Annotated in this window: 14 protein-coding genes and 1 pseudogene; 6 read left to right on the forward strand and 9 right to left on the reverse strand. The window is 71.2% G+C overall.

Translation table 11 applies throughout. From position 1 onward, the window contains the following. Nucleotides 1–42: 42 nt before the first annotated feature. A complete protein-coding gene (locus tag ABEB09_RS00990; protein ID WP_345686095.1) occupies nucleotides 43–1,119 on the forward strand; it encodes a peptidoglycan-binding protein in 1,077 nt (358 codons plus the stop codon). A gap of 162 nt (nucleotides 1,120–1,281) precedes the next feature. On the opposite strand, the gene ABEB09_RS00995 is transcribed toward ABEB09_RS00990, so the two are convergent. Continuing rightward, nucleotides 1,282–1,857 (reverse strand): hypothetical protein, encoded by a 576-nt coding sequence (locus ABEB09_RS00995; RefSeq protein ID WP_345686097.1) that lies wholly within the window; start codon nucleotides 1,855–1,857, stop codon nucleotides 1,282–1,284. Between the two features lie 45 nt (nucleotides 1,858–1,902). Then, nucleotides 1,903–2,610, reverse strand: coding sequence for a class I SAM-dependent methyltransferase (locus tag ABEB09_RS01000; protein WP_345686099.1), 708 nt, complete (start codon nucleotides 2,608–2,610; stop codon nucleotides 1,903–1,905). Between the two features lie 265 nt (nucleotides 2,611–2,875). On the opposite strand from ABEB09_RS01000, the gene ABEB09_RS01005 reads away from it, so the two are divergent. The 4 genes from ABEB09_RS01005 to ABEB09_RS01020 all read left to right on the forward strand — a co-directional run bounded on the left by ABEB09_RS01005 (nucleotide 2,876) and on the right by ABEB09_RS01020 (nucleotide 8,429). Beyond that, nucleotides 2,876–3,277 (forward strand): hypothetical protein, encoded by a 402-nt coding sequence (locus ABEB09_RS01005; RefSeq protein ID WP_345686101.1) that lies wholly within the window; start codon nucleotides 2,876–2,878, stop codon nucleotides 3,275–3,277. 209 nt (nucleotides 3,278–3,486) lie between these two features. Beyond that, entirely contained in the window at nucleotides 3,487–5,655 is a 2,169-nt protein-coding gene (locus ABEB09_RS01010; protein ID WP_345686103.1) for a cellulase family glycosylhydrolase, read from the forward strand. Between the two features lie 673 nt (nucleotides 5,656–6,328). Further along, a complete protein-coding gene (locus ABEB09_RS01015; protein WP_345686105.1) occupies nucleotides 6,329–6,796 on the forward strand; it encodes a hypothetical protein in 468 nt (155 codons plus the stop codon). A 442-nt stretch (nucleotides 6,797–7,238) separates the two neighbouring features. Further along, on the forward strand, nucleotides 7,239–8,429 hold the full coding sequence (locus ABEB09_RS01020) for an MFS transporter (protein ID WP_345686107.1): 1,191 nt from the start codon (nucleotides 7,239–7,241) through the stop codon (nucleotides 8,427–8,429). Between the two features lie 334 nt (nucleotides 8,430–8,763). On the opposite strand, the gene ABEB09_RS01025 is transcribed toward ABEB09_RS01020, so the two are convergent. The 3 genes from ABEB09_RS01025 to ABEB09_RS01035 form a co-directional block, all read right to left on the reverse strand. Continuing rightward, nucleotides 8,764–10,089, reverse strand: coding sequence for a YncE family protein (locus ABEB09_RS01025; RefSeq protein WP_345686108.1), 1,326 nt, complete (start codon nucleotides 10,087–10,089; stop codon nucleotides 8,764–8,766). A gap of 221 nt (nucleotides 10,090–10,310) precedes the next feature. After that, the gene (locus tag ABEB09_RS01030) at nucleotides 10,311–11,462 is read right to left on the reverse strand and encodes a carboxylate-amine ligase (RefSeq protein ID WP_345686110.1); all 1,152 of its coding nucleotides are present in this window, start codon (nucleotides 11,460–11,462) and stop codon (nucleotides 10,311–10,313) included. Between the two features lie 304 nt (nucleotides 11,463–11,766). Next, nucleotides 11,767–13,644, reverse strand: a complete 1,878-nt coding sequence (locus ABEB09_RS01035) for a DNA/RNA non-specific endonuclease (protein WP_345686112.1) — start codon at nucleotides 13,642–13,644, stop codon at nucleotides 11,767–11,769. 373 nt (nucleotides 13,645–14,017) lie between these two features. Here ABEB09_RS01035 and ABEB09_RS01040 point away from each other — a divergent pair, with 373 nt between their 5' ends. After that, complete coding sequence (locus ABEB09_RS01040; protein WP_345693804.1) at nucleotides 14,018–14,218, forward strand: DUF6882 domain-containing protein; 201 nt, start codon at nucleotides 14,018–14,020, stop codon at nucleotides 14,216–14,218. Between the two features lie 89 nt (nucleotides 14,219–14,307). Here the strand turns inward: ABEB09_RS01040 and ABEB09_RS01045 are convergent. The 4 genes and pseudogenes from ABEB09_RS01045 to ABEB09_RS01060 form a co-directional block, all read right to left on the reverse strand. Then, nucleotides 14,308–14,436 (reverse strand): annotated as a pseudogene (locus tag ABEB09_RS01045) (IS5/IS1182 family transposase); the annotation flags it as partial. A 186-nt stretch (nucleotides 14,437–14,622) separates the two neighbouring features. Further along, nucleotides 14,623–16,236 (reverse strand): exo-alpha-sialidase, encoded by a 1,614-nt coding sequence (locus ABEB09_RS01050; RefSeq protein ID WP_345686114.1) that lies wholly within the window; start codon nucleotides 16,234–16,236, stop codon nucleotides 14,623–14,625. A gap of 277 nt (nucleotides 16,237–16,513) precedes the next feature. Beyond that, nucleotides 16,514–18,073, reverse strand: coding sequence for a pectate lyase family protein (locus ABEB09_RS01055; RefSeq protein WP_345686116.1), 1,560 nt, complete (start codon nucleotides 18,071–18,073; stop codon nucleotides 16,514–16,516). 162 nt (nucleotides 18,074–18,235) lie between these two features. Further along, complete coding sequence (locus ABEB09_RS01060) at nucleotides 18,236–18,889, reverse strand: maleylpyruvate isomerase N-terminal domain-containing protein (protein WP_345686118.1); 654 nt, start codon at nucleotides 18,887–18,889, stop codon at nucleotides 18,236–18,238. Nucleotides 18,890–18,908: the final 19 nt, after the last annotated feature.

The following is an 18,908-nucleotide window of genomic DNA, read 5'->3' on the forward strand; positions in this document are numbered from 1 at the left end:
CATGCCCGTGTGCACGGGGCCGGATCGTCGAAGGAGTCCGACGTGAAGTCCAACGAGAAGGCCACCGAGCGGTCCACCCGCACGTACAGCGGCCTCTCCCGGCGGGCCGGCCTCGCGCTGGTGACCGCCGCGCTCGCCGGTGGTCTGCTCGCGCAGGCCGGTGTCCCCGCGTACGCGGACACCGCCTCCTCCTCCCGGGCCGCCGCCGTGGCCGTGGCCCAGACGCGGACCGCCCAGGTGCCCGTCCTGCGCCAGGGCTCGCGCGGCGTCGATGTCGCCACGGCGCAGGACCTGCTGTCCGCGGCCGGCCGGCCGGTCACGGCGGACGGCGACTTCGGTCCGCGGACGACCGCGGCCGTCAAGGCGTTCCAGCAGAGCCGCGGTCTGGCCGCGGACGGTGCCGTCGGCGCCAGGACGTGGGAGGCGCTGGCGGTGACCGTGCAGTCCGGCCGGCGCGGCGCGGCCGTGAAAGCCGTACAGCGTCAACTGGTCGACAACGGCGCCCGCGTGGCGGTCGACGGTGAATTCGGGCCGGCCACGGCCGCCGCGGTGAAGGCGTTCCAGCAGGCCAAGGGCCTGGCGGCCGACGGCGTCGTGGGCGCCCGGACGTGGACGGCGCTGCTGGCGGGCGGGGGCGGCACGGTCCCGCCCGCGCCCGGCAAGCCCGGCGACGCCTCCGAGCTGCGCCGGCGGATCGTGTCGGTGGCACGCGGCCAGATCGGCGTCTCGGAGCCGAACGGCTGCCGCGTCTACCTCACGTCCTGCAAGACGACGGCCTGGTGTGCCGCGTTCGTGTCGTGGACGTGGCGCCAGGCGGGCCTGCCCAAGGACGCCGTGCCCAACACCCTGGTGGCGCGCGGCGTCGGGCTGTGGGGCCAGCAGCGCGGGCAGTTCCACGCCTCCCACCCGAAGCCGGGCGACATCGTCGTGTGGGGCGCGCCCGCGATGAAGACCGGGGGCCACGTCGGCATCGTCGTCGCCGTCCACGCCGACGGCCGCATCGACACCGTGGACGGCAACTACGGCGACAAGGTCACGCTGCGGCGCGGCATCAACCCGAAGACCGCCACGACCCGGGGCCACAAGATCTCCGGATACGTGAGCCCGCGCGGCGCCTGACCCCCGCGCGGCGCCCGAGCCGCGCCGGTCATGCCGGCAGCCCGGAGCCGTACCGCCGTACGTCGCGACACGACGCAGCCGACGGCTCCGGGCCCCGCCCCAGCACCAGCCCCGCGCAGCGCCGACCCGCACCACGGCCTCGCGGCGGCACCTGCCGGGCGATCAGGCGCGCAGGCGCTCGAGTTCGTCCGCGCGGCGGTGGTCCTTCGGCCGCCCGATGGCCCGCCGCATGCGGATCAGGTCGTCGAGCGCGGCATAGCGGATCGTGAAGCCCGAGGGGTCGTGCGCGGTCACCGCCCGGGCCAGGCAGGGAGCCACATCCATGCCGCCCCAGGACAGGGCCGGTGTGCACAGGTCCCCAGCGGCGCCGGTCACCTGGTAGGCCACCTGGGCGAGGCCGAGGTCGGCCAGGCCGGTACAGCCCGAGGCGGCCAGGGCGTCGCTCAGGGCGCGTGCCTGCTCGGGGGTACCGTCCCAGAGCAGGTCCAGGTCGCCGGTCAGTTCGGTGGAGCCGTGCATGATGCCCGCGACCTGGCCGACGACCACCGCGTGGGAGCCGGCCTCGTGCAGGGCGCGGAGCAAGGGAAACGGATCGAAGCCGAGGGCCCCGTCCGTGGCGAAGGTGCCGGCCAGGTCGTCGGCCTGCGCCGGGTCGCGTCCCGTGGCGGCACGGTCGCGGGTGAGGTCATGGGTGCGGCGGACGGCGCGACGGAGTCGCAGGGCGGCAGCGTCGTTCATGCCTCTCATTCAACAGCACGCCCCGCGGTCGCCCCCGACGGTGTGTCAGAACGCCCGGAACTCCTCGAAGGGCGGCTCGAACGACGGATCCGGCAAGCGCAGGGCCCTGCAACGAGCCCTTGGTCCGGCCCGCAGACCGGCGCCGTCCGTGGTCACGATTGCGCTGGGGAAGGCGTCGGGGATGACCGTCCACCCCAGGTTCTGCTCGTAGTAGTGCACGGCGGTTCGCACGGACGGCGCCCAGTCGTCGTCGACGACGATCAACCCGCCGGGCCGGACGATCTTCCGGAGGAAGTAGAGATCGACGAAGACCTCATGGAACCGGTGACTGCCGTCCACGAATGCCGCGTCGGCGACGAACCCCTCGGTGAGAAGTCGCGGGAGCGCGATCGACGAAGGAGTGAGCATGAGCCGGGCGATCGAATCCAGCCCCGCCGAGCACAGCAGGTCCCAGCCGGCGTTGGACCAGTCACGCTCCTGGAACGGGTCGATGATGACGTGCCGGGGACACGCCGAATCGACCGTGACCAGCGCCTCACCGATCGCGAGCGCGGAACTGGCGTAGGCGAGACCGACCTCGACCACCGTCTGCACGCCCTCGCGGACCAACAGATCGCGCAGCTCGTCGCAGTCGCGCTCGGGCACCGTGACCGTGTCGAAGTCGGCCTCGCGATCCCGCGTCCACGCGGGCCCCTCCTGCGCGAGCCGACGGCGTACCTCTCGAATCCGCGCCGTACGGTCGTCCCTCTTCACCGCTCCCCCATTCCACGCCGAGAGACCACTTCACCCGGACGAGAGCCCTGAAACCACTTCGCCGCCTGCCGGCGACCGCCAGCAGCCACGGAGTTCGAGAAGGCGGCCGCCGCGGCCGCCTGTAAGACCAGGCCGCCGAGGCGGCGTTGCGCGTCAGCGTGTTGCGGCGTTGCGGCGTTGCGGCGTTGACATGACTCCGGCGAAGCCCGAAGCTCGGTGAGCACGTGACCATTGGCTCAGAAAAAGGGGGAAAACGATGCGGTTGGTGCGTATCGCGTTGGCAGGCGTGATGGCGGCTTCCGGAATGCTCGCCGTGGGTGCCGCTCCGGCGCAGGCGGCCACGTACTGCAGCGGGTGGAAGCAGGTGGAGAACTTCCAGCAGCGATCCTGTGTCATCACCTACAACAGCACCACGATCAGGCACCGGCACTACGTCCGCAATCTGATCGACCGGACGCAGAAGACCCAGGTGACCACGTTCCGGTACATCAACGGCAACGTGAGCATCTGCAACAGCGCGGACATGGAGACGTTCTCCGCCCTGCAGACCAGGAGTTGGACCTGTGACAGCCGCCGGATCTCCGGGGCGAAGTACATGACCCGCGGCTACATCACCAAGCAGGCCGGCGGCAATGTCGGGGTGGACTCGCGGACGATCACCGGCTGACCGCCACGCCCGGCTCCACCTCTCGAACATCGCCCCCGCCGTGTCCACGCGGCGGGGGCGACGCATGCGCTCCGGCCTCCCCACCCGCTGACGGGACTTCCTGCCGGGGAGCTTGACAGCTCCTGTGGTGGCTGGCTTGATGAACAGCGCGATGGGAGCGCTCCCACCCCTGCTCCGTACCCCGCCCCTACCTCAGAAGGACGGACACAGTGGGACTGTCACACAGCGGGAACCGGCCTCCGAGCCGCCGCAGACCTTTACGCGCGCTGTTCGCGGCGGGCACGGCCGCCGCGCTCCTATGGGCCGCCGGAGCTGCCGTCGGCGGTACGGCCACCGCCGATACCGGACCGGCGGCCGTGCGGGCGGCGGGCGCCGCGGCGCCCGCCGCCCCCGTCGCCGGCGACGACTGGCTGCGCACCCGCGGCAACCGGATCGTCGACGCCCGGGGCGACGAAGTCTGGCTCACCGGCACCAACTGGTTCGGCTTCAACACCACCGAACGCGTCTTCCACGGCCTCTGGTCCGGCAACATCGCCGAGATCACCCGGTCCATGGCCCAGCGCGGCATCAACATCGTCCGCGTGCCGATATCCACCCAGCTGCTCCTGGAGTGGCGCGACGGCCGCGCGACCGTGCCCAGCGCCGTCAACACGTACGCCAACCCCGAACTGACCGGCAAGAACACCCTCCAGGTCTTCGACCACTGGCTGGCCCTGTGCAAGCAGTACGGCATCAAGGTCATGCTCGACGTGCACAGCGCCGAGGCCGACAACGCCGGGCACGTCCACCCCGTCTGGTGGAAGGGCGCCATCACCGCGGAGGACTTCTACCAGGGCTGGGAGTGGGTGACGGCCCGTTACCGGGACGACGACACGCTCGTCGCCATGGACATCAAGAACGAGCCGCACGGCGGAGCCGGGGAGAACCCGCGCGCCAAGTGGGACGGTTCGACGGACCAGGACAACTTCAAGTACGCCTGCGAGACCGCCGGCAGGCGCGTCCTGGCCGTCAACCCGAACCTGCTCATCCTCTGCGAGGGCATCCAGATCCATCCCAAGGACGGCGCGACCTGGTCCTCCACCGCCGCGAGCGACTACCACTCCACCTGGTGGGGCGGCAACCTCCGCGGTGTACGGAACCACCCGGTGGACCTCGGTACGGGCAACGACCGGCTCGTGTACTCCCCTCACGACTACGGCCCCCTCGTCGCCCCGCAGCCCTGGTTCACCGGCGACTGGAACCGCACGACCCTGGAACGCGACGTCTGGGACCCCAACTGGCTCTACCTCCACAAGGAGAACAAGGCGCCCCTGCTCATCGGCGAATGGGGCGGCTTCATGGACGCGGGCCCGAACGAGAAGTGGATGAGAGCACTGCGCGACCTCGTCGTCGAACACCGCATCCACCAGACCTTCTGGTGCCTCAACCCCAACTCGGGTGACACCGGCGGCCTGCTGCTCGACGACTGGAAGACCTGGGACGAGCAGAAGTACGCCCTCCTCAAGCCCGCCCTGTGGCAGCACGGCGGCAAGTTCGTCAGCCTCGACCACCAGGTCCCCCTCGGCGGCACCGGCAGCACCACCGGCGTCAGCCTCGGCGAGGTGTACGGCGACGGGGGCGGCGACCCCGCCGACACCACCCCGCCCACCGCGCCGACGGGCCTCGCCGCCACCACCACCACCGGCTCGGTCACCCTCACCTGGAGGCCGGCCACCGACAACGTGGGCGTCACCGGCTACGACGTCCACCGCGACGGAACCCGGGTGAACACCACGCCGGTCACCGGCACGACGTTCACCGACTCCGGCCGGTCACCCTCCACCGCGTACACCTACGTGGTCCGCGCCCGGGACGCCGCCGGGAACGTCTCCGCCGCCTCGGCGGCGCTCTCCGTGACGACCGCCCCGGGCGACGGCGGCCCGTCGGGCGCGGTCAAGGTGCGGTACCGCGACAACGACGGCGCGGCCGGCGACAACGCCATCCGGCCCGGTCTGCGGGTCGTCAACACCGGGTCGGCCCCGCTCGACCTGTCCACGGTGACCGCGCGCTACTACTTCACCCGCGACGGCGGCTCCCCCACCGTGAGCGCCTGGTGCGACTACGCGGCCGTGGGCTGCGCCCGGGTCACCCTCCGGATCGTCCCCCTGGCCACCCCGCTGAGCGGCGCGGACGCCTACCTGGAGGTCGGCTTCACCGGCGGCACCCTGGCGGCGGGCCAGGACAGCGGCGACCTCCAGCTCCGTATGAGCAAGACGGACTGGTCGCCCTTCGACGAGACGGACGACTACAGCCGCACGCCGGCCACCACGTACACCGACGCCCCCGCCGTCCCGGCGTACACGGGCACGGCCCTGGCCTGGGGCCGGCCTCCCGCCTGAGGCCGCCGGGCTGGTGGCGGCCACCCGACGGCCCGGCGTCGATGGCCGGCACCCGGCAGGCACCGCCGCCGGCCACGGCGGGCGACGCCGGGGCGGCTCTCCGGCCAAGTGCGGCCCTCACCGGAGTGGGCGGCGCGGCGGGATGACGCCGTGACCGTCCCCGTCGCTGTCGGCGCAGCGGGCACCTCCTCGTCGTGGGGGTGCCCACTCAAGGCATTCCGGCTGGGGACCGGGCCCTCTGGACGGCGCAGGTCCCCGGATCACCGGAGGCCGTCCCACCTCTTCCGCCGCGGATCGGTCACTGACCGCAGGACCGACGCACCCGGGTGTCGTCCCCCGGTGCCGGTCCGGACAAAGGGGCATTCCGGCGGCGAGGCCGCTCTTTTCCGGCCGTTGGGGCACCGCCTGAAATGTCACTGGTTTCCGTCGCGGCGCTTTCCTAGGTTGAGGGCCGCGCCGACGCCGCTGTTCCTGCGGCGAGGCAGGCCTTGTTCCCGAGGACGACCAGGAGGATTCCATGCACCGAAGACGCTGGGTCTCGTTGTCCGTAGCACTTTCCACCGTCACGCTTTCCTTGTTCTGTCTCCCCTCCGCGGTGCAGGCGGCCTCGGGCCCGCCCGCCTTCCGGGTCGGGATACAGTTCTCGGACCACGCAGGAACCACGCAGTTCGGAGTGGAGCAGTTCACGGGGTACGCGAAGTACGGCAACACCTCCACACCTTGGGCCGGTGACGCGAACGGGTACGACCCCGATGCCGTCCGCATCAACCTGGACACGCTTCCCGAGGCGCTGGGGCAGCTCGACTTCCGCATCGGTGCACAGGCGATGGACAACGGCGGGCACTACGGGCCCCCGCAGTTCACCCCTTGGGCGTCCCAGGGCGGCGGCGCCTCCGGTCTGGCCACCGATGACAACGGACGCGACCCGGACAAGTACCGCCTTTTCCTTGAGACACGCAGCTGGCCCTCCAGCGTGACCCTCACCGACTTCCGCCTCTCGGTGACGGCGGTGGATCACGGAGTGCCCGGAGTCGCCGCCGTCACCCCGTGGGCCTCCCAGGGCGGCGGCAGGACCACATGGGCGGTGGACAGCAACAGTTACGACTTCGACGGGATCGTCATCGGCCTCGAGGTCCAGTAGCCCGACACAGAGCTTGAAGCCGTGGCCGGCGGCCGCGCCGGACGTGGAGTTCGGCCCGGCCACCGGCCATCGAACCGAGTCACACGCGCGTCCTACGGCCCCTCCAGCACCACCAGCCGGAGCCCATCGAACTACTGGGCGACAGATCTCCTCGGCATTCCCGGCCGATACAGCCCGCGAGCGACGCCCGAACTCATCGACGCACGACTCCTGCAACCACGGACCCAACCACGGGCGGGCGAGCGGCGCGGCCGTCTTGGCGTCGCGGTTGTCCGAGTCCGTCTTGACCATCATGGCCAGGCGGCGGGGGCGGGCGGCCCCGTACGCGGGGCCGGCGAGCGCGTGACCGGTGCGGGCCCACCGTCGCAGCGTCCGGAAGCCGGAAGGTGCGTCGGGCACGTCGTGCCACTGGCAGGCGGCTGGGGAGGTTAGCGTCGGCGGCATGGACGGTGAACGTCGAGGGTGGTACCCGTGCCTGCTCGGCGGGGCGGTGTTCGCCGTGTGCATGGCCGGCACCACGTTGCCGACCCCGCTCTACGGCCTCTACCAGGAGAAGTTCGGCTTCTCCGAGCTGATCGTGACCGTGGTGTACGCCGTGTACGCCTTCGGGGTCATCGGTGTGCTGCTCCTGGCGGGCAACACCTCCGATGCCGTGGGCAGGCGGCCGGTGCTGCTGGCGGGCCTCGTCTTCGCGGCGGCGAGCGCCGTCTGCTTCCTGGCCGCCGAGGGACTGGGCTGGCTGTACGCGGGCCGGCTGCTGTCGGGGCTGTCCGCCGGGCTCTTCACCGGGGCCGCCACGGTGTACGTGCTGGAGCTCGCACCGCAGGGCGATGCCTCCCGGGCCACGTTCGTGGCCACCGCCGCCAACATGGGCGGGCTGGGCTGCGGTCCGCTGCTCGCCGGAGTGCTCGCGCAGTACGCCGCCTGGCCGCTGTACCTGCCGTTCGCCGTCCACCTCGCGCTGGTGGCCGGCTCGGTGGCCGTCCTGCTGTGGCTGCCGGAGACCGTACGGGAGCGGCGGCCGCTGAGCACGGTGCGGCCGCAGCGGCCGGGAGTGCCCCCGCGGGTGCGGGCGGTGTTCGGGCCCGCGGCGACCGCCTCGTTCGTGGGGTTCGCTCTGTTCGGGGTGTTCACGTCGGTCAGTCCGGCGTTCCTCGCGCAATCCCTCGACGTGCACGACCATGCTGTGAGCGGACTCGTCGTCGCGCTCGCCTTCTTCGCCTCGACCGCGGGCCAGTCGGCGGTCGGCCGGGTCGGGACGCGACGGTCGCTGCCACTGGGCTGCGCCGGGCTGCTCGCCGGGCTCGCGCTGCTCGCGGGAGCGCTGCACTGGGACCTGTTGCCGTTGGTGGTGCTGAGCGCCCTGGTCGGCGGGGGCGGGCAGGGGCTGGCCTTTCGCGGGGCGCTGTCCGCGGTGGCGGCGGCGTCTCCCGCGGACCGTCGCGCCTCAGTGGTCTCCACGCTCTTCGTCGTGGCGTACGCGGGTATCTCCGTGCCGGTGATCGGTGTGGGGCTGCTCGTGAGCCCGATCGGCCTGGAGGGTGCCGGTCTGGTGTTCATCGCGTGCATGGCCGCCCTGGTCTCGACCGCGGCCGTCTATCTGCTGCGGCGGCCGGTGCGCGCGACGACGTGAGGCGCCTCACAGGTCGATGTGGTCCGAGGTCGTGTAGGTGAGCAGGCCCACGACTCCGCCGTCCTGTTCGGCCAGCAGGGCCGGCAGGGCGGCGGCGTTGTGGACCGTTCCGTGAGCCACCACGGTGGTGCTGCCCCAGACGCGGCGGGAACCTCGGCTGTCGCTTCCCGATCGGCAGCCGTCCCGGGTCGGCAGTGGAAATTCCCCATGGCGAGCGATCCTGGTCCGCGCGCCCCTCGCGGCCGCACGGCGCCAGAGGTGCCGTGCGGCCGTGAGGGGTGTCATCAGTTGTCGGCCGGCGGCATCAGGGCCGTCACCCCTGCCGGAGAAACGGCTAGGACACGTTCACCACGGCCGTGGCGGTCGCCGCGGTGTGCTGGGGGTCGCCGGCGTAGCGGACGGTGTAGTGGATGGGGCCGGAGTAGTCCGGGCGGTCGCTGAAGGAGAAGGTGCCGTCAGGGGCGATGGTGTGGGTGCCCAGGTCGAGGCCCTCCTCCGGGAGGCTGTAGTCGTAGCGGGTCACCCGGACGGTGGTGCCGGCCGGAAGCGGCCAGGCCGGGTCGGCCGGGCGAAGGGTGCCGTTGATGGTGAGTCTCTTGCTCTTGGCCGCCGTCGCCGGGGCGTCGAGGGTGAGGGTCGTGGGGGTCTTGGCGGGGTCGTTGAGGATGCGCAGGGTCAGGGTCGGGGAGTCGTAAGTCTTGGTCAGCGCGAAGAGGCGGCTGTTGTCCGGGGCCCAGGCGAGGCCGTTGGGCTGCAGGGTGGTGCTGTTGGTGGAGCTGGAGGGGAAGTCGTAGCTGCGGATCTGGGTGTCGACGCCGGGGCGGAAGAGGTAGATGTCGGGGTCGTACGCTCCGTTGATGCCGGCCGCGATGGCGGTGCCGTCCTGGGTGATGGCCACCGCGTTCGGGTAGGCGTCGGTGGTGTAGCGGGCGCTCTCGGTCAGGTCCGACAGACGGAACGCCCGGTGGTAGTACGGCGCGCCGGTGGCGACGACCACCTCGGAGCCGTCGGGGGTGACGGCGAGGTCGGCCACGCTGCCGCCCGAGGGGACGGTGTACGCGGTGCGCTGCGCGAAGTCGCCGGCGACGTCGTACACCGCGAGCTGCGACGGGTTCGTGCTCACCTCGCCGGCCACGAGCCGGCCGGGCGCGCCGGGCGAGGTGGCGAGCATCGGCGCGGAGTACCAGGTGCGGCCGACGCGGTCGAGGGCGACGACCGGCTGGGGGCCGGACACGTCGAGCCAGCCGATGTTGCCCTGGGCCTCGGTGCCGTAGCCGAACCAGATCTTGCCGCCGGCGACGGCGGGGTACGTCGGTGCGGTGCCCGGGCCGGTGGCGTAGCGGGCGGTCTCGCGGAGGGTCGCGGTGTCGATCGCGGAGATGGCGTCCGCGGTGCGCAGGGCGACGTACAGCGTCGAGGAGTCCGGGGAGAGCACGAGGCCGGAGGCGCCGGGCTCGGAGGTGATGTGCTGGACGAGGGTGCCGTCGTAGTCGGTGACGACGACGCTGCCACTGACGGCGTCACTGATGAAGACGCGTTGGTGTGCCGCGTCCACGACGATGTCCGTGTGGGAGGCGACGGGCAGTTCGGTGCTGCTGTCGGCGGCCGCCGGGGGCGCGCCGAGTCCGAGGAGGGAGAGGCCGAGGGCGAGGCTGAGCACTCCCCGGTGATCTTTCGTATACGCAAAACGGATCACTCCTGAAACGAGTTCCCATATGTCGGGGCAGGCCGGACAGCACGCTGCAAAGGTCGCGCGCGCGTCGGCACCGCTGTCGTGCATCCGGAATCTAGAACACGCCTCTGACAGTCACCGCCCGGTCAACGCTGGTGAAGGCGGAGGGGGTTGACGTACGCACAGGCGCGGCCACGTGGGCCGGGCGGTCAAGTCGGCTTGTCTGGCGGGGCGAGGGGCGTGGGCGCGTTTGTTTCCTGGATGAGGGCGTCCACCACCGCGGTCAGGTCCCGGCCCGCGGCCAGGTGGGTGCGCTGGCGGTCGGCGCCCGAGCCGTGCTCGGACAGACGGCGCAGGAACGCGGTGACGTCCTCCTCGTCCCCGTACGCGCGCAGGGTGTGCCGTACGTGGTCGACGAGGTCCCGCGCCTGTACGGAGAAGGGCACCACCCGTCCGGTCAGCACGTCGACGCCGGCGCCGGGCCAGCCGTCGCGTGCGGCGCGCCAGCATGCCGCGCGCAGCAGTTCGCTGCTCGGGCGGGGGCCGGGGTCCCCGTCCGCCACCCGTTCGGCGGCGGTCACCACCAGCGCCCTGATCAGGGTCGTGAGGGCGACCGTGTCGTTCACGTCCGGCAGGACGTCCATGGTGCGGACTTCGAGGGTCGGCAGGGCCGGGTTGGGCCGGACGTCCCAGAACGGCATGCCGGGCTCCAGCATCGCCTCGGTGGCCGCGATCGCGGTCGCGAGCCGTTCGTGGTCGGCGAGGGACTCGGCGTACGGCGGTGGTCCCAGGCACGGGAAACGGCCGCGGATCACGGAGCGCCAGCTGGCGTAGCCGGTGTCGCGGCCCTGGTGGAAGGGTGAGTTGGCGCTCATCGCCACGAGGAGCGGCAGCCAGGGCCGTACGTGATTGCCGACGAGGACGGCGGCTTCGCGGTCGGGGAGGTGGACGTGGACGTGGAAGGCGCAGACGGCGAAGTCGTCGTGCATGGCGCGGTACTGCAGGACGCCGGCCCGGTAGCGCGGGTGGCCGCCGACGTCGGCGCGGCCGCCGTCGCCGCCGATGACCGGAGTGCCGGACGCGCACAGGCGCAGGCCCTCCGCCCGGGCGGCGGCCGCGAGGCCCGAGCGGACGCCGAGCAGCTCCGTACGCAGCTCCTGGGCATCCGAGCAGGGCGCGGTCCTCCCCTCGACCTGGTACTCCGTGAACTCGCCGGAGACCCGCTCGGCCAGGGCGGGCGGGACGCGTGCGACGACGCGCGTACCGGCGGCGGCCGCCCCGCGGCCGGCGGGATGGACGAGGAAGAACTCCTCCTCCACGCCCATGGTGGGGGGTACGCCGCCCGGATTCCGATCTTTCACGACTACAGCATCACGCCCTTTCAAGACGGTGTCGCATCAAGCCGGCCCCCCGGCGCGCCCTGCCGGCCGCCCGGACGCGGGGAACGGCCTGGGGAGTGTCCGGCGGATCATGCCGACATCGCTGGGCGGTGCCTTTGACTGCTGGTGAGCGGGGTCTGGTGCGTGCGGCTGCAAGGCGGAGGAGGGAGGGATGGCGGAGCCATCGCGACCGACGACAACGCCGCTGGGGGTCCCCCCTGCCCGTCAGGGCTTGGGGGAGGGCGTGCCAGACCCCGCGGCCCAGGCATGATCCGCCGGACACGACCTAGCTCCAGTCGATGTCGGACTGGCTCTCCAGCGGAGCCCGGTCCTCCAGGGACTCCGGCACCACCAGTGTGTCCGCCCTGGTCATCGCGGCCGGGAACCGCAGGCGGGCCCGCTTCTGGATCTCGGACAGCTTGACCTGGAACACCCGGAACTCGTCCAGGTCGAGCGCTTCGGCCAGCTCCAGGTTCTGCGTCAGCAGGAACGCCTTGCACTTGAGCTTGCCGTCCTCGGTGAAGACGAGCACCTTCCAGAACTCACGCGGGATCCTGACTCCCCGGAAGACGCGGTCGTCGTCGTGGAAGACGGGGCCGCCGAACACGCTGACCCTGAGCTGGTCGACACGGACGTCCTCGAAGACCGCGTCTTCGAGGTGCCCCCAGATGCCGTCCCGCCCGCTCTGGTTGAAGTCGTCCATCTGCGGGGTGATGTTCGTGTAGAAGAACGAGTCCTTGTTGGCCTTCCGCGCCTCGGGCAGCGTGCCCCAGACGACGTCGGCGCGGCGGGCGATGTGGCCCCGGTCGAGCCGGTTCTTCTTGCCCCTGTACAGCTCGTTGCTGACCTGGGCGGCGGCCGGCAGGCGCGGGTCCTTGGCGAAGTCGATGCCCTTCCGGTCGAGCTTCTTGAGCGTGCCGCCGTCGATGTTCCAGGCCACCCAGAAGGCGAACCGGCGCGATTCGCTCAGGGCCAGTGAGAAGTGCGTGTAGGGGATCGTCTCGGACCCGTCGAGCCGGACGGCGTCGTCCTTGATGGACGGGTTGAGCTGCGGGGTGGCGATCGGCACCGCGAGGAAGCCCGGGTCGTAACCGGTCACGGCCTCCAGCGATTCCGGGTCCGGCGGTGCGAGGGTGATCTTCAGCTCGTCGAAGACCGCCTGGGGGAAGCAGGCCAGGGCCCGCTCATCGGGGTCGAGGTCCCCCTCGCCGCCGAAGTGCAGTCCGGCGAGGACGTCCGTGGGCTTGCCGGAGCGGTTCGTGAACATCCAGGCCGATCCGGAGTCGCCGGGCAGGCTGATCTCGTCGCCCTCCGGCGTGAGCTGCGGGTCGGGCCTTATCTCGAAGCATTCGATCTCGCGCACGCCGACCGGCAGTCCGTAGTTGATGCTGACCTTGGCGAAGGGCCGGGTCACCACGCCGTGCGTGACACCGGTGGTGCGGCCGCTCTTGACGACCCTGTCCTCGATCTGCGGTTCTCCCAGCTTCGTCGGCGTGACGTCGAGGTCGAGGATCTCCCGCACGAAATCACGGTCCGTGATGGTCGACACGGCGCAGTCACCGACCGTCCCGAGGTGGGCACGCCTGAGTTCGCCGAGACGGTTCAGCGCGATGCGGCTGTCGTCCTTCTTGCCGGGCTGGACGACCGCGTCGCCGAGTTCGCCCCGCAGGCCGTTCAGCACGTGCCAGTTGCTCAGCACGCAGGGCGAGCCGTCGTTCCTGTCGAAGACGACGCAGCCGAAGGTACCGGCGGACACTTTGACATGGCCCACGCTCACGCCCGGACGGACCGGGTTGACGCGCGTCTGCCGCTGCGGTGTCTCGCCCTCGGGCACCACCAGGAAGTGCGGCTTGTAGCTGCGCTGCACGACGTCGGTGGCCACCTTGACGCCGCCGCCTATGTCGATGACCCGGGGTATCTCGGTCGTCTTCAGGTCGTCGAGCGCTTCTGGGCGTGCCTTTGTGTCGACGGTGAACTGCAGGACGAGTTCCTTGCCCCGCTTCCCGTCCTTCTCCTTGTAGCCGATGCCGATCGAGGACACGTTCGGATCGCTCAGATAGCTCGATCCCCTGGTGCGGATGAACTGCTTGAGGTCGTTGATCAGCTTGTCCTGGCCGCTGGTGGATGGCTTGTGAGCGGTGGACGCACGCTTCTTGGCAGCCATCGAAGGCTCCCTTCACCCGTGAAGTTCTGGTGCGGGAGGCCTGCGGAAGTGGTGTGAACCCACCGGTAGTTGAAACCGCATCGAACGGCCAGGGCTTCCCGCGCCGCCGTGCACTTCCAGCCTACGGCCGGGATACTGCGCGGGCGCGCGCTGGTTCCGGTGGGCCTGCGTGAGGGGGAGCACCGGCAGGTCAGAGGGCCTGTGGCAGGCTCCGCCGCATGGGATTCCTTCAGCGGGCCGGGACGTCGGAGCGTGCTGACCTGGGCACGCTGCTGCTGCAGGGCGAGGACATGATCGAGCAACTGGCTCGCGCCCACACGTCCTGGGGACTGGGTTCGCGGACCGCTGGGGCCTGGACCAGACGACCGGTCTCATCACCTGGACCTTCCCCGACAGGACCGCGACAGCACCCGCGCAGATCCTCGGCAGCTTCAGCCCCGCGTCGGGCTCGTGGCTGTGGGATGGGCGAACGGGAGCGTCCTCCCCGGGACGAGCCGCGCCGCCGGGAGCGTCCGGGACCGGGCGCCCGGGGCCGGATCCGTCTCGGTCATCACGTTCGGCCTGGTCACCCTGACCGCCGCGGACGGGAGCACGTCCACCTTCACCGTCACGATCGACCAGGCCGCTTTTTTCGGATCACCTCGCTGACCGGACGAGGACGGCGGCGAGGTGGATCTTCGTGGTCGGTCCGCCGCGGGACCGTCCGAGGGCATGGTGGGCCACTCGCCGGCCGAGGCCCCGTTCGGAGGCCCCGGCGGCGTGCTGATGCGGCCGCACAATCGGTTGGCCGACCGCGACGGCCCCGTCCGGGTCGCCTTCGGCGTCTCCCCCGGGCCGGCAGGGCGGTGAAGACCTTCTCCCAGGTGCCGTCGGCCGCCCACACGCGCCGGCGGTTGTGGGCGCCCTTCCACCAGCCGACCGTTCGGGCAGGTCATCCACGGCGTGCGAACCAACGATCAGATGATTTCAGAAAACGTCCTAGCCCCCACGGCTCGTCCTTTGAGGAACGAGGTACCGCTCGGGCCTCGCATGGTCCGGTGGGTGGCCCGCCGGTCGCGCGTCCGGGGTCCGCATGCGCGACTCTTCCTGCCTCGGCCGCGCCGAGCCGTCCCGCGGGATGCGGAAGACGCCGCTGTGGACGTCCGTGGGGTTGTTCGACGTGCCGGTGTTGGTCAGGGTCAGTGCGGGGCGGACGGCGTGCTTGCCCTTGAGTGCGAGGCCTTGGTAGTCGCCGAGGAAGTAGCCCCCGGCGAACGGAGCCTGGAGCCAGTCGAAGACGGGTGAGATTCGACGCTCGCCCCGGCGATGGGTACTGCCGTCCGGCAGGGAAGCGAGCCAGTACACCGTCGGCAGCGTGGTGGTGTCGTCCGGCCGGAGGTACCGCAGGTCGTAGTACAGCACCGCGACAGTGCCTTGCTTGTCGACAGTGATCGCCGGGGAGAAGGCGGGCACGCCTGGCCGGCTGATCAGTTCCGGTGCCGACCAAGTGCGGCCACCATCCGTGGAGCGTACGAGCTGGGCCTGGTTGTACGCACCACTGCTGAAGTCGGATCCCTGGTAGGCCAGGTAGAGGGTGCCGTTCTTGGGATCGACCGCCGGGCTGGACACGAACGCCCCGGCGCGCAGGCGTGTGCCGGGAGCGTTGGGGTGGACCTCGGGTGCGGAGGTTTCGGGGGCGACCGTGACCGGCGCGCTCCAGGTTCGGCCGCCGTCGTTCGAGGTGACCACGGCGAAGCGGGAGTCCGTCACGACCTCGGCCGTGGGGTCGGCGTACGTGATCCAGGTGAAGAAGTTGTACAGGGTTCCGCTGCGCGGGTCGACGACGATCACATTGCCGAAGGTCTGCGCGTTCGGACCGAGGGCGGCGTTGTTCACGATGGGCCGCGCCGGGCCCCAGGTGCGTCCGCCGTCGCGGGTGACGGAGAGGTACGCAGGGCCGGCGACGTGGGCGTCCGGGCCGGTGGGGAAGAACTCCGTGCGGTCCCACACCTGGTAGGCGGTCCCGCGGCGGACCGGGTCGGCCGTGATCGACGGCTTGTCGTTGAAGATCGCGGGATCGTTGTCCTCGCGCGTGGCGACGGGTGTGCTCCAGGTGCGACCGCCGTCGGTCGAAGTGGTGGCCAGGATGGCGCTGCGCGGCGTGGTGACGTCGTGACTGAGCCCGCTGGCGTAGACGGTGCCGTCCGGGCCGGTGCTCACCCAGGGGTCGGAGCTGCGCTCGTAGTCGCTGCCGCCGGGGGCGCATACCGTGAACGGCAGAGTGACCTGGTGGAAGGTGCGGCCGTCCTCGGTCCAGGCACCGGCGAGCCCCCGGGCCCCTCCGTCGGACCACCGGTCCTGCTGCCACACGGCAACGGCGCGGCGCCCGTCGCGCGGGTCCACGGAAACGAACGGCTCCACCTCACTGCCCGGATACACCACGCCGTTCGGTGTCGCTCCGGCAGTGCAGTCGGCGTAGGGATCTCCTGAGGAGGCCTTCCGGAGGCTCTGCTTGTGGGTGTCGCCGCCGGCCAGGGCTGCCGGCGCCAAGGTGGCGGTAAGAAGCACGGCCGCGGCACCGGCGGCCGTGATCAGGGGTACGCATCTTCGCATCAGGTCTCCTCACCAGCAGACAGGGGCGGCTGGGCCGCAGCTGGGAAGACTAATGAGCAATCGCGCCGAATAGGCTCATATGCCCCGTACGTGACGACCGATCACCCGTATGCTCCGCAAGTGCCGAACGCGTCCGCATCACCATCGGCTCAGGGGCCCGGCTCCCGGCCTCCTGCGGATCGTGGCTCCGCCGCTCCCTCCGCCCCGGCCAGTGTTTCGCCGCTGCCCGCCCGGTCGGTGGTGTGCCGGGAGCGGGCGGGCAGCGGAGGCCGGGGACTTACCCCGCGTACGTCTCGTACTCGGCGATCCGGGGCGTGCCCGTAGAGCTGGTGATCTCGAAGGTGATCTTCTGGAGCGAGGTCCGGGGGAAGGTGATGACGCCCGCGCCGGTGCCGGAGGTCAGGACGGCGCCGGTGTCGTGGTTGATGAGCCTCCAGGAGCGGACGGCGCCTTCGGAGCCCGCCGCCTCACGGATGTTGACCTGGGACACCGTGGTGGCGGAGCCCCACTTGATCGAGACGGAGCCGGTCGAGCCGGCCGGCGACCAGTAGGTGCTCAGGTCGCCGTCCCGTACGTTGCCGTAGCTGGTGCCGTCGGCCTTGCTGGAGCCGTCGGAGCCGGCCGCGATGCTGAGGTTGGTGCCGCCGGGCTGGGTCGGTCCCGGCGTGGGAGTGGGTGTCGGCGTAGGGGTGGGTGTGGGTGTCGGCGTAGGGGTCGGGGTCGGGGTCTGCGGGGAGCAGTTGCCGTCCGACACCTGCAGGCCCTTGTTGGCGCCCGCCGTCCGGCTGACGACGTCCGGCACGCAGCCGGCGGCGTCGAGGCCGTAGGCGTACGGGATGCCGACCGTGGTGGTGGACTGCGGGTTCGGGCCGGCCGGGTTGTAGTCGCTGCTGCGGCCGGACCAGGTCACGTTGTCGAAGGTGTTGCCGCTGACCTGCCAGTAGCCGGCCGCGTCCGTGTAGAAGGTGCCCAGGACGTCCTTGGAGTCCTCGAAGTAGTTGTTGTCCACCTTGGCGCGCGCTCCGGCCCGGGAGTTGATGCCCGACTCGTTGAGCCTCACGTAGTGGTTGTTGTAGATGTGGGCCGTGCCGCCGCGCAGCAGGGGCGCGCGGGAGTCGATGTTCTCGTACCGGTTGTGGTGGTACGTGATGAAGCCGTTCGACAGGTCGGTCTCGCTGGACCCGACGAGGCCGCCGCGGCCGGAGTTGCGCAGGACGCTGTAGGACAGGGTCACGTACTGCGTGTTGTCCTTCATGTCGAAAAGGCCGTCGTACCCCTCCGACTCCCCGCCCGACGCCTCCAGGGTGACGTGATCGACCCAGACGTTGCGGACGTCGCTCTCCATGCCGATGGCGTCACCGCCGTTGGACGTGGGCGAGCCCGACTTCTTGACGTTCCGGACCGTCACGTTCTGGATGATGATGTTCCTGGCCTCGCGGATGTGGATGCCCAACTGGTCGAAGACCGCGCCGGAACCGACGCCGATGATCGTGACGTTGCTGATCTGCTTGAGTTCGATCACGCCGTCGGCGGTGTTGCAGCTGCTGCCCGAGACCTTGCTGGTGTTGCCGTGGTTGATGGTGCCCTCGACCTGGATGGTGATCGGGGTGCTGCTGCTGGCCCGGCCGCACAGGGCCGCGTGGATCGCGGTGCCCGTGGTGGCCCGCACCGTCTGACCGCCCGCACCGCCGGTGGTCCCGCCGTTCTGGGTCGCGTAGCCGGTGACGCCACCGGTCGCCGCCGACGCCTCGGGCGTCGCCAGAACCACACCGCCCGCGGCCGCAAGGGCCATCGTGGCCAGTGCTGCAGAGAGCCGCCGTGCACCTGGTCGTCTCATCCTCGCCTCCCCATTCGTGTTCACGCATGCCGGGTGTTGCTGCTGCGTGCCGTAGTGGTTGCGGCGGGCCGCCGAGGTTGCCGGTCGATTGCCGGTGAATTGCCGGTCCGTTACACCTGGTTGGTCCGCCTCACCCGATCGGGACCGGACAGGAGCGACCGCTCAGCCGAGGACGAGCGGGAGCCGTGCGGCGAGGTCGCCCAGCGCGGCCTCGTCCGCGCCGGTCGGCGTGCGGCGTCCGGTGCCGATCAGCAAGGCGTCCTTGTCGGAGAAGGAGGAGGGGAAGGGAGCGCCCGCGATGCGCTCCAGTGACGCGCGTGCCGCCGCGAGGGTTTCAGCGGGCGGCTCGGCGGCCCACGGCAGGTGCGCGATCAGGTCGAGGTGGTGCAACGTCCATTCGAGCACGTACGCGGACAGGTAGTCGCCGACGGTCAGCACCTCGTCGCGGGTGCCGACGCGGACGGCGGGATCGGCGAGTTCGGCGGCCCGGCCCGCCGCGGAACCGACGTCGTCCAGGTGGAACTTGAGCAGCCACGGCTCGCCGTATGCGGCGGCCAGCCTGGGGATCAGCGCATCGAGCGGGTCATCGCCGGTCGGGGGTGCGACGAGCCGCCAGTACGTGACCGCGTCCACGGTCGGTTCGGCTTCGGCGGGCGTGACCAGGGTGATCAGGACGTCCTGTGCGTCGATGACCAGGTGGCACACCAGATCCCGCACGAGCCAGCCCGTACAACCGGACGGCCGCTCGAAGTCCTCGTCCGCGATGCCGGCGACCACCGTGCGCAACGCCGTCCAGGAGCGTGAGAAGAGGTCCATCGCGGCACGCTATGCCGGA

The organism is Streptomyces coeruleoprunus (genome assembly GCF_039542925.1).
In the GTDB taxonomy this organism is placed as follows: domain Bacteria; phylum Actinomycetota; class Actinomycetes; order Streptomycetales; family Streptomycetaceae; genus Streptomyces; species Streptomyces coeruleoprunus.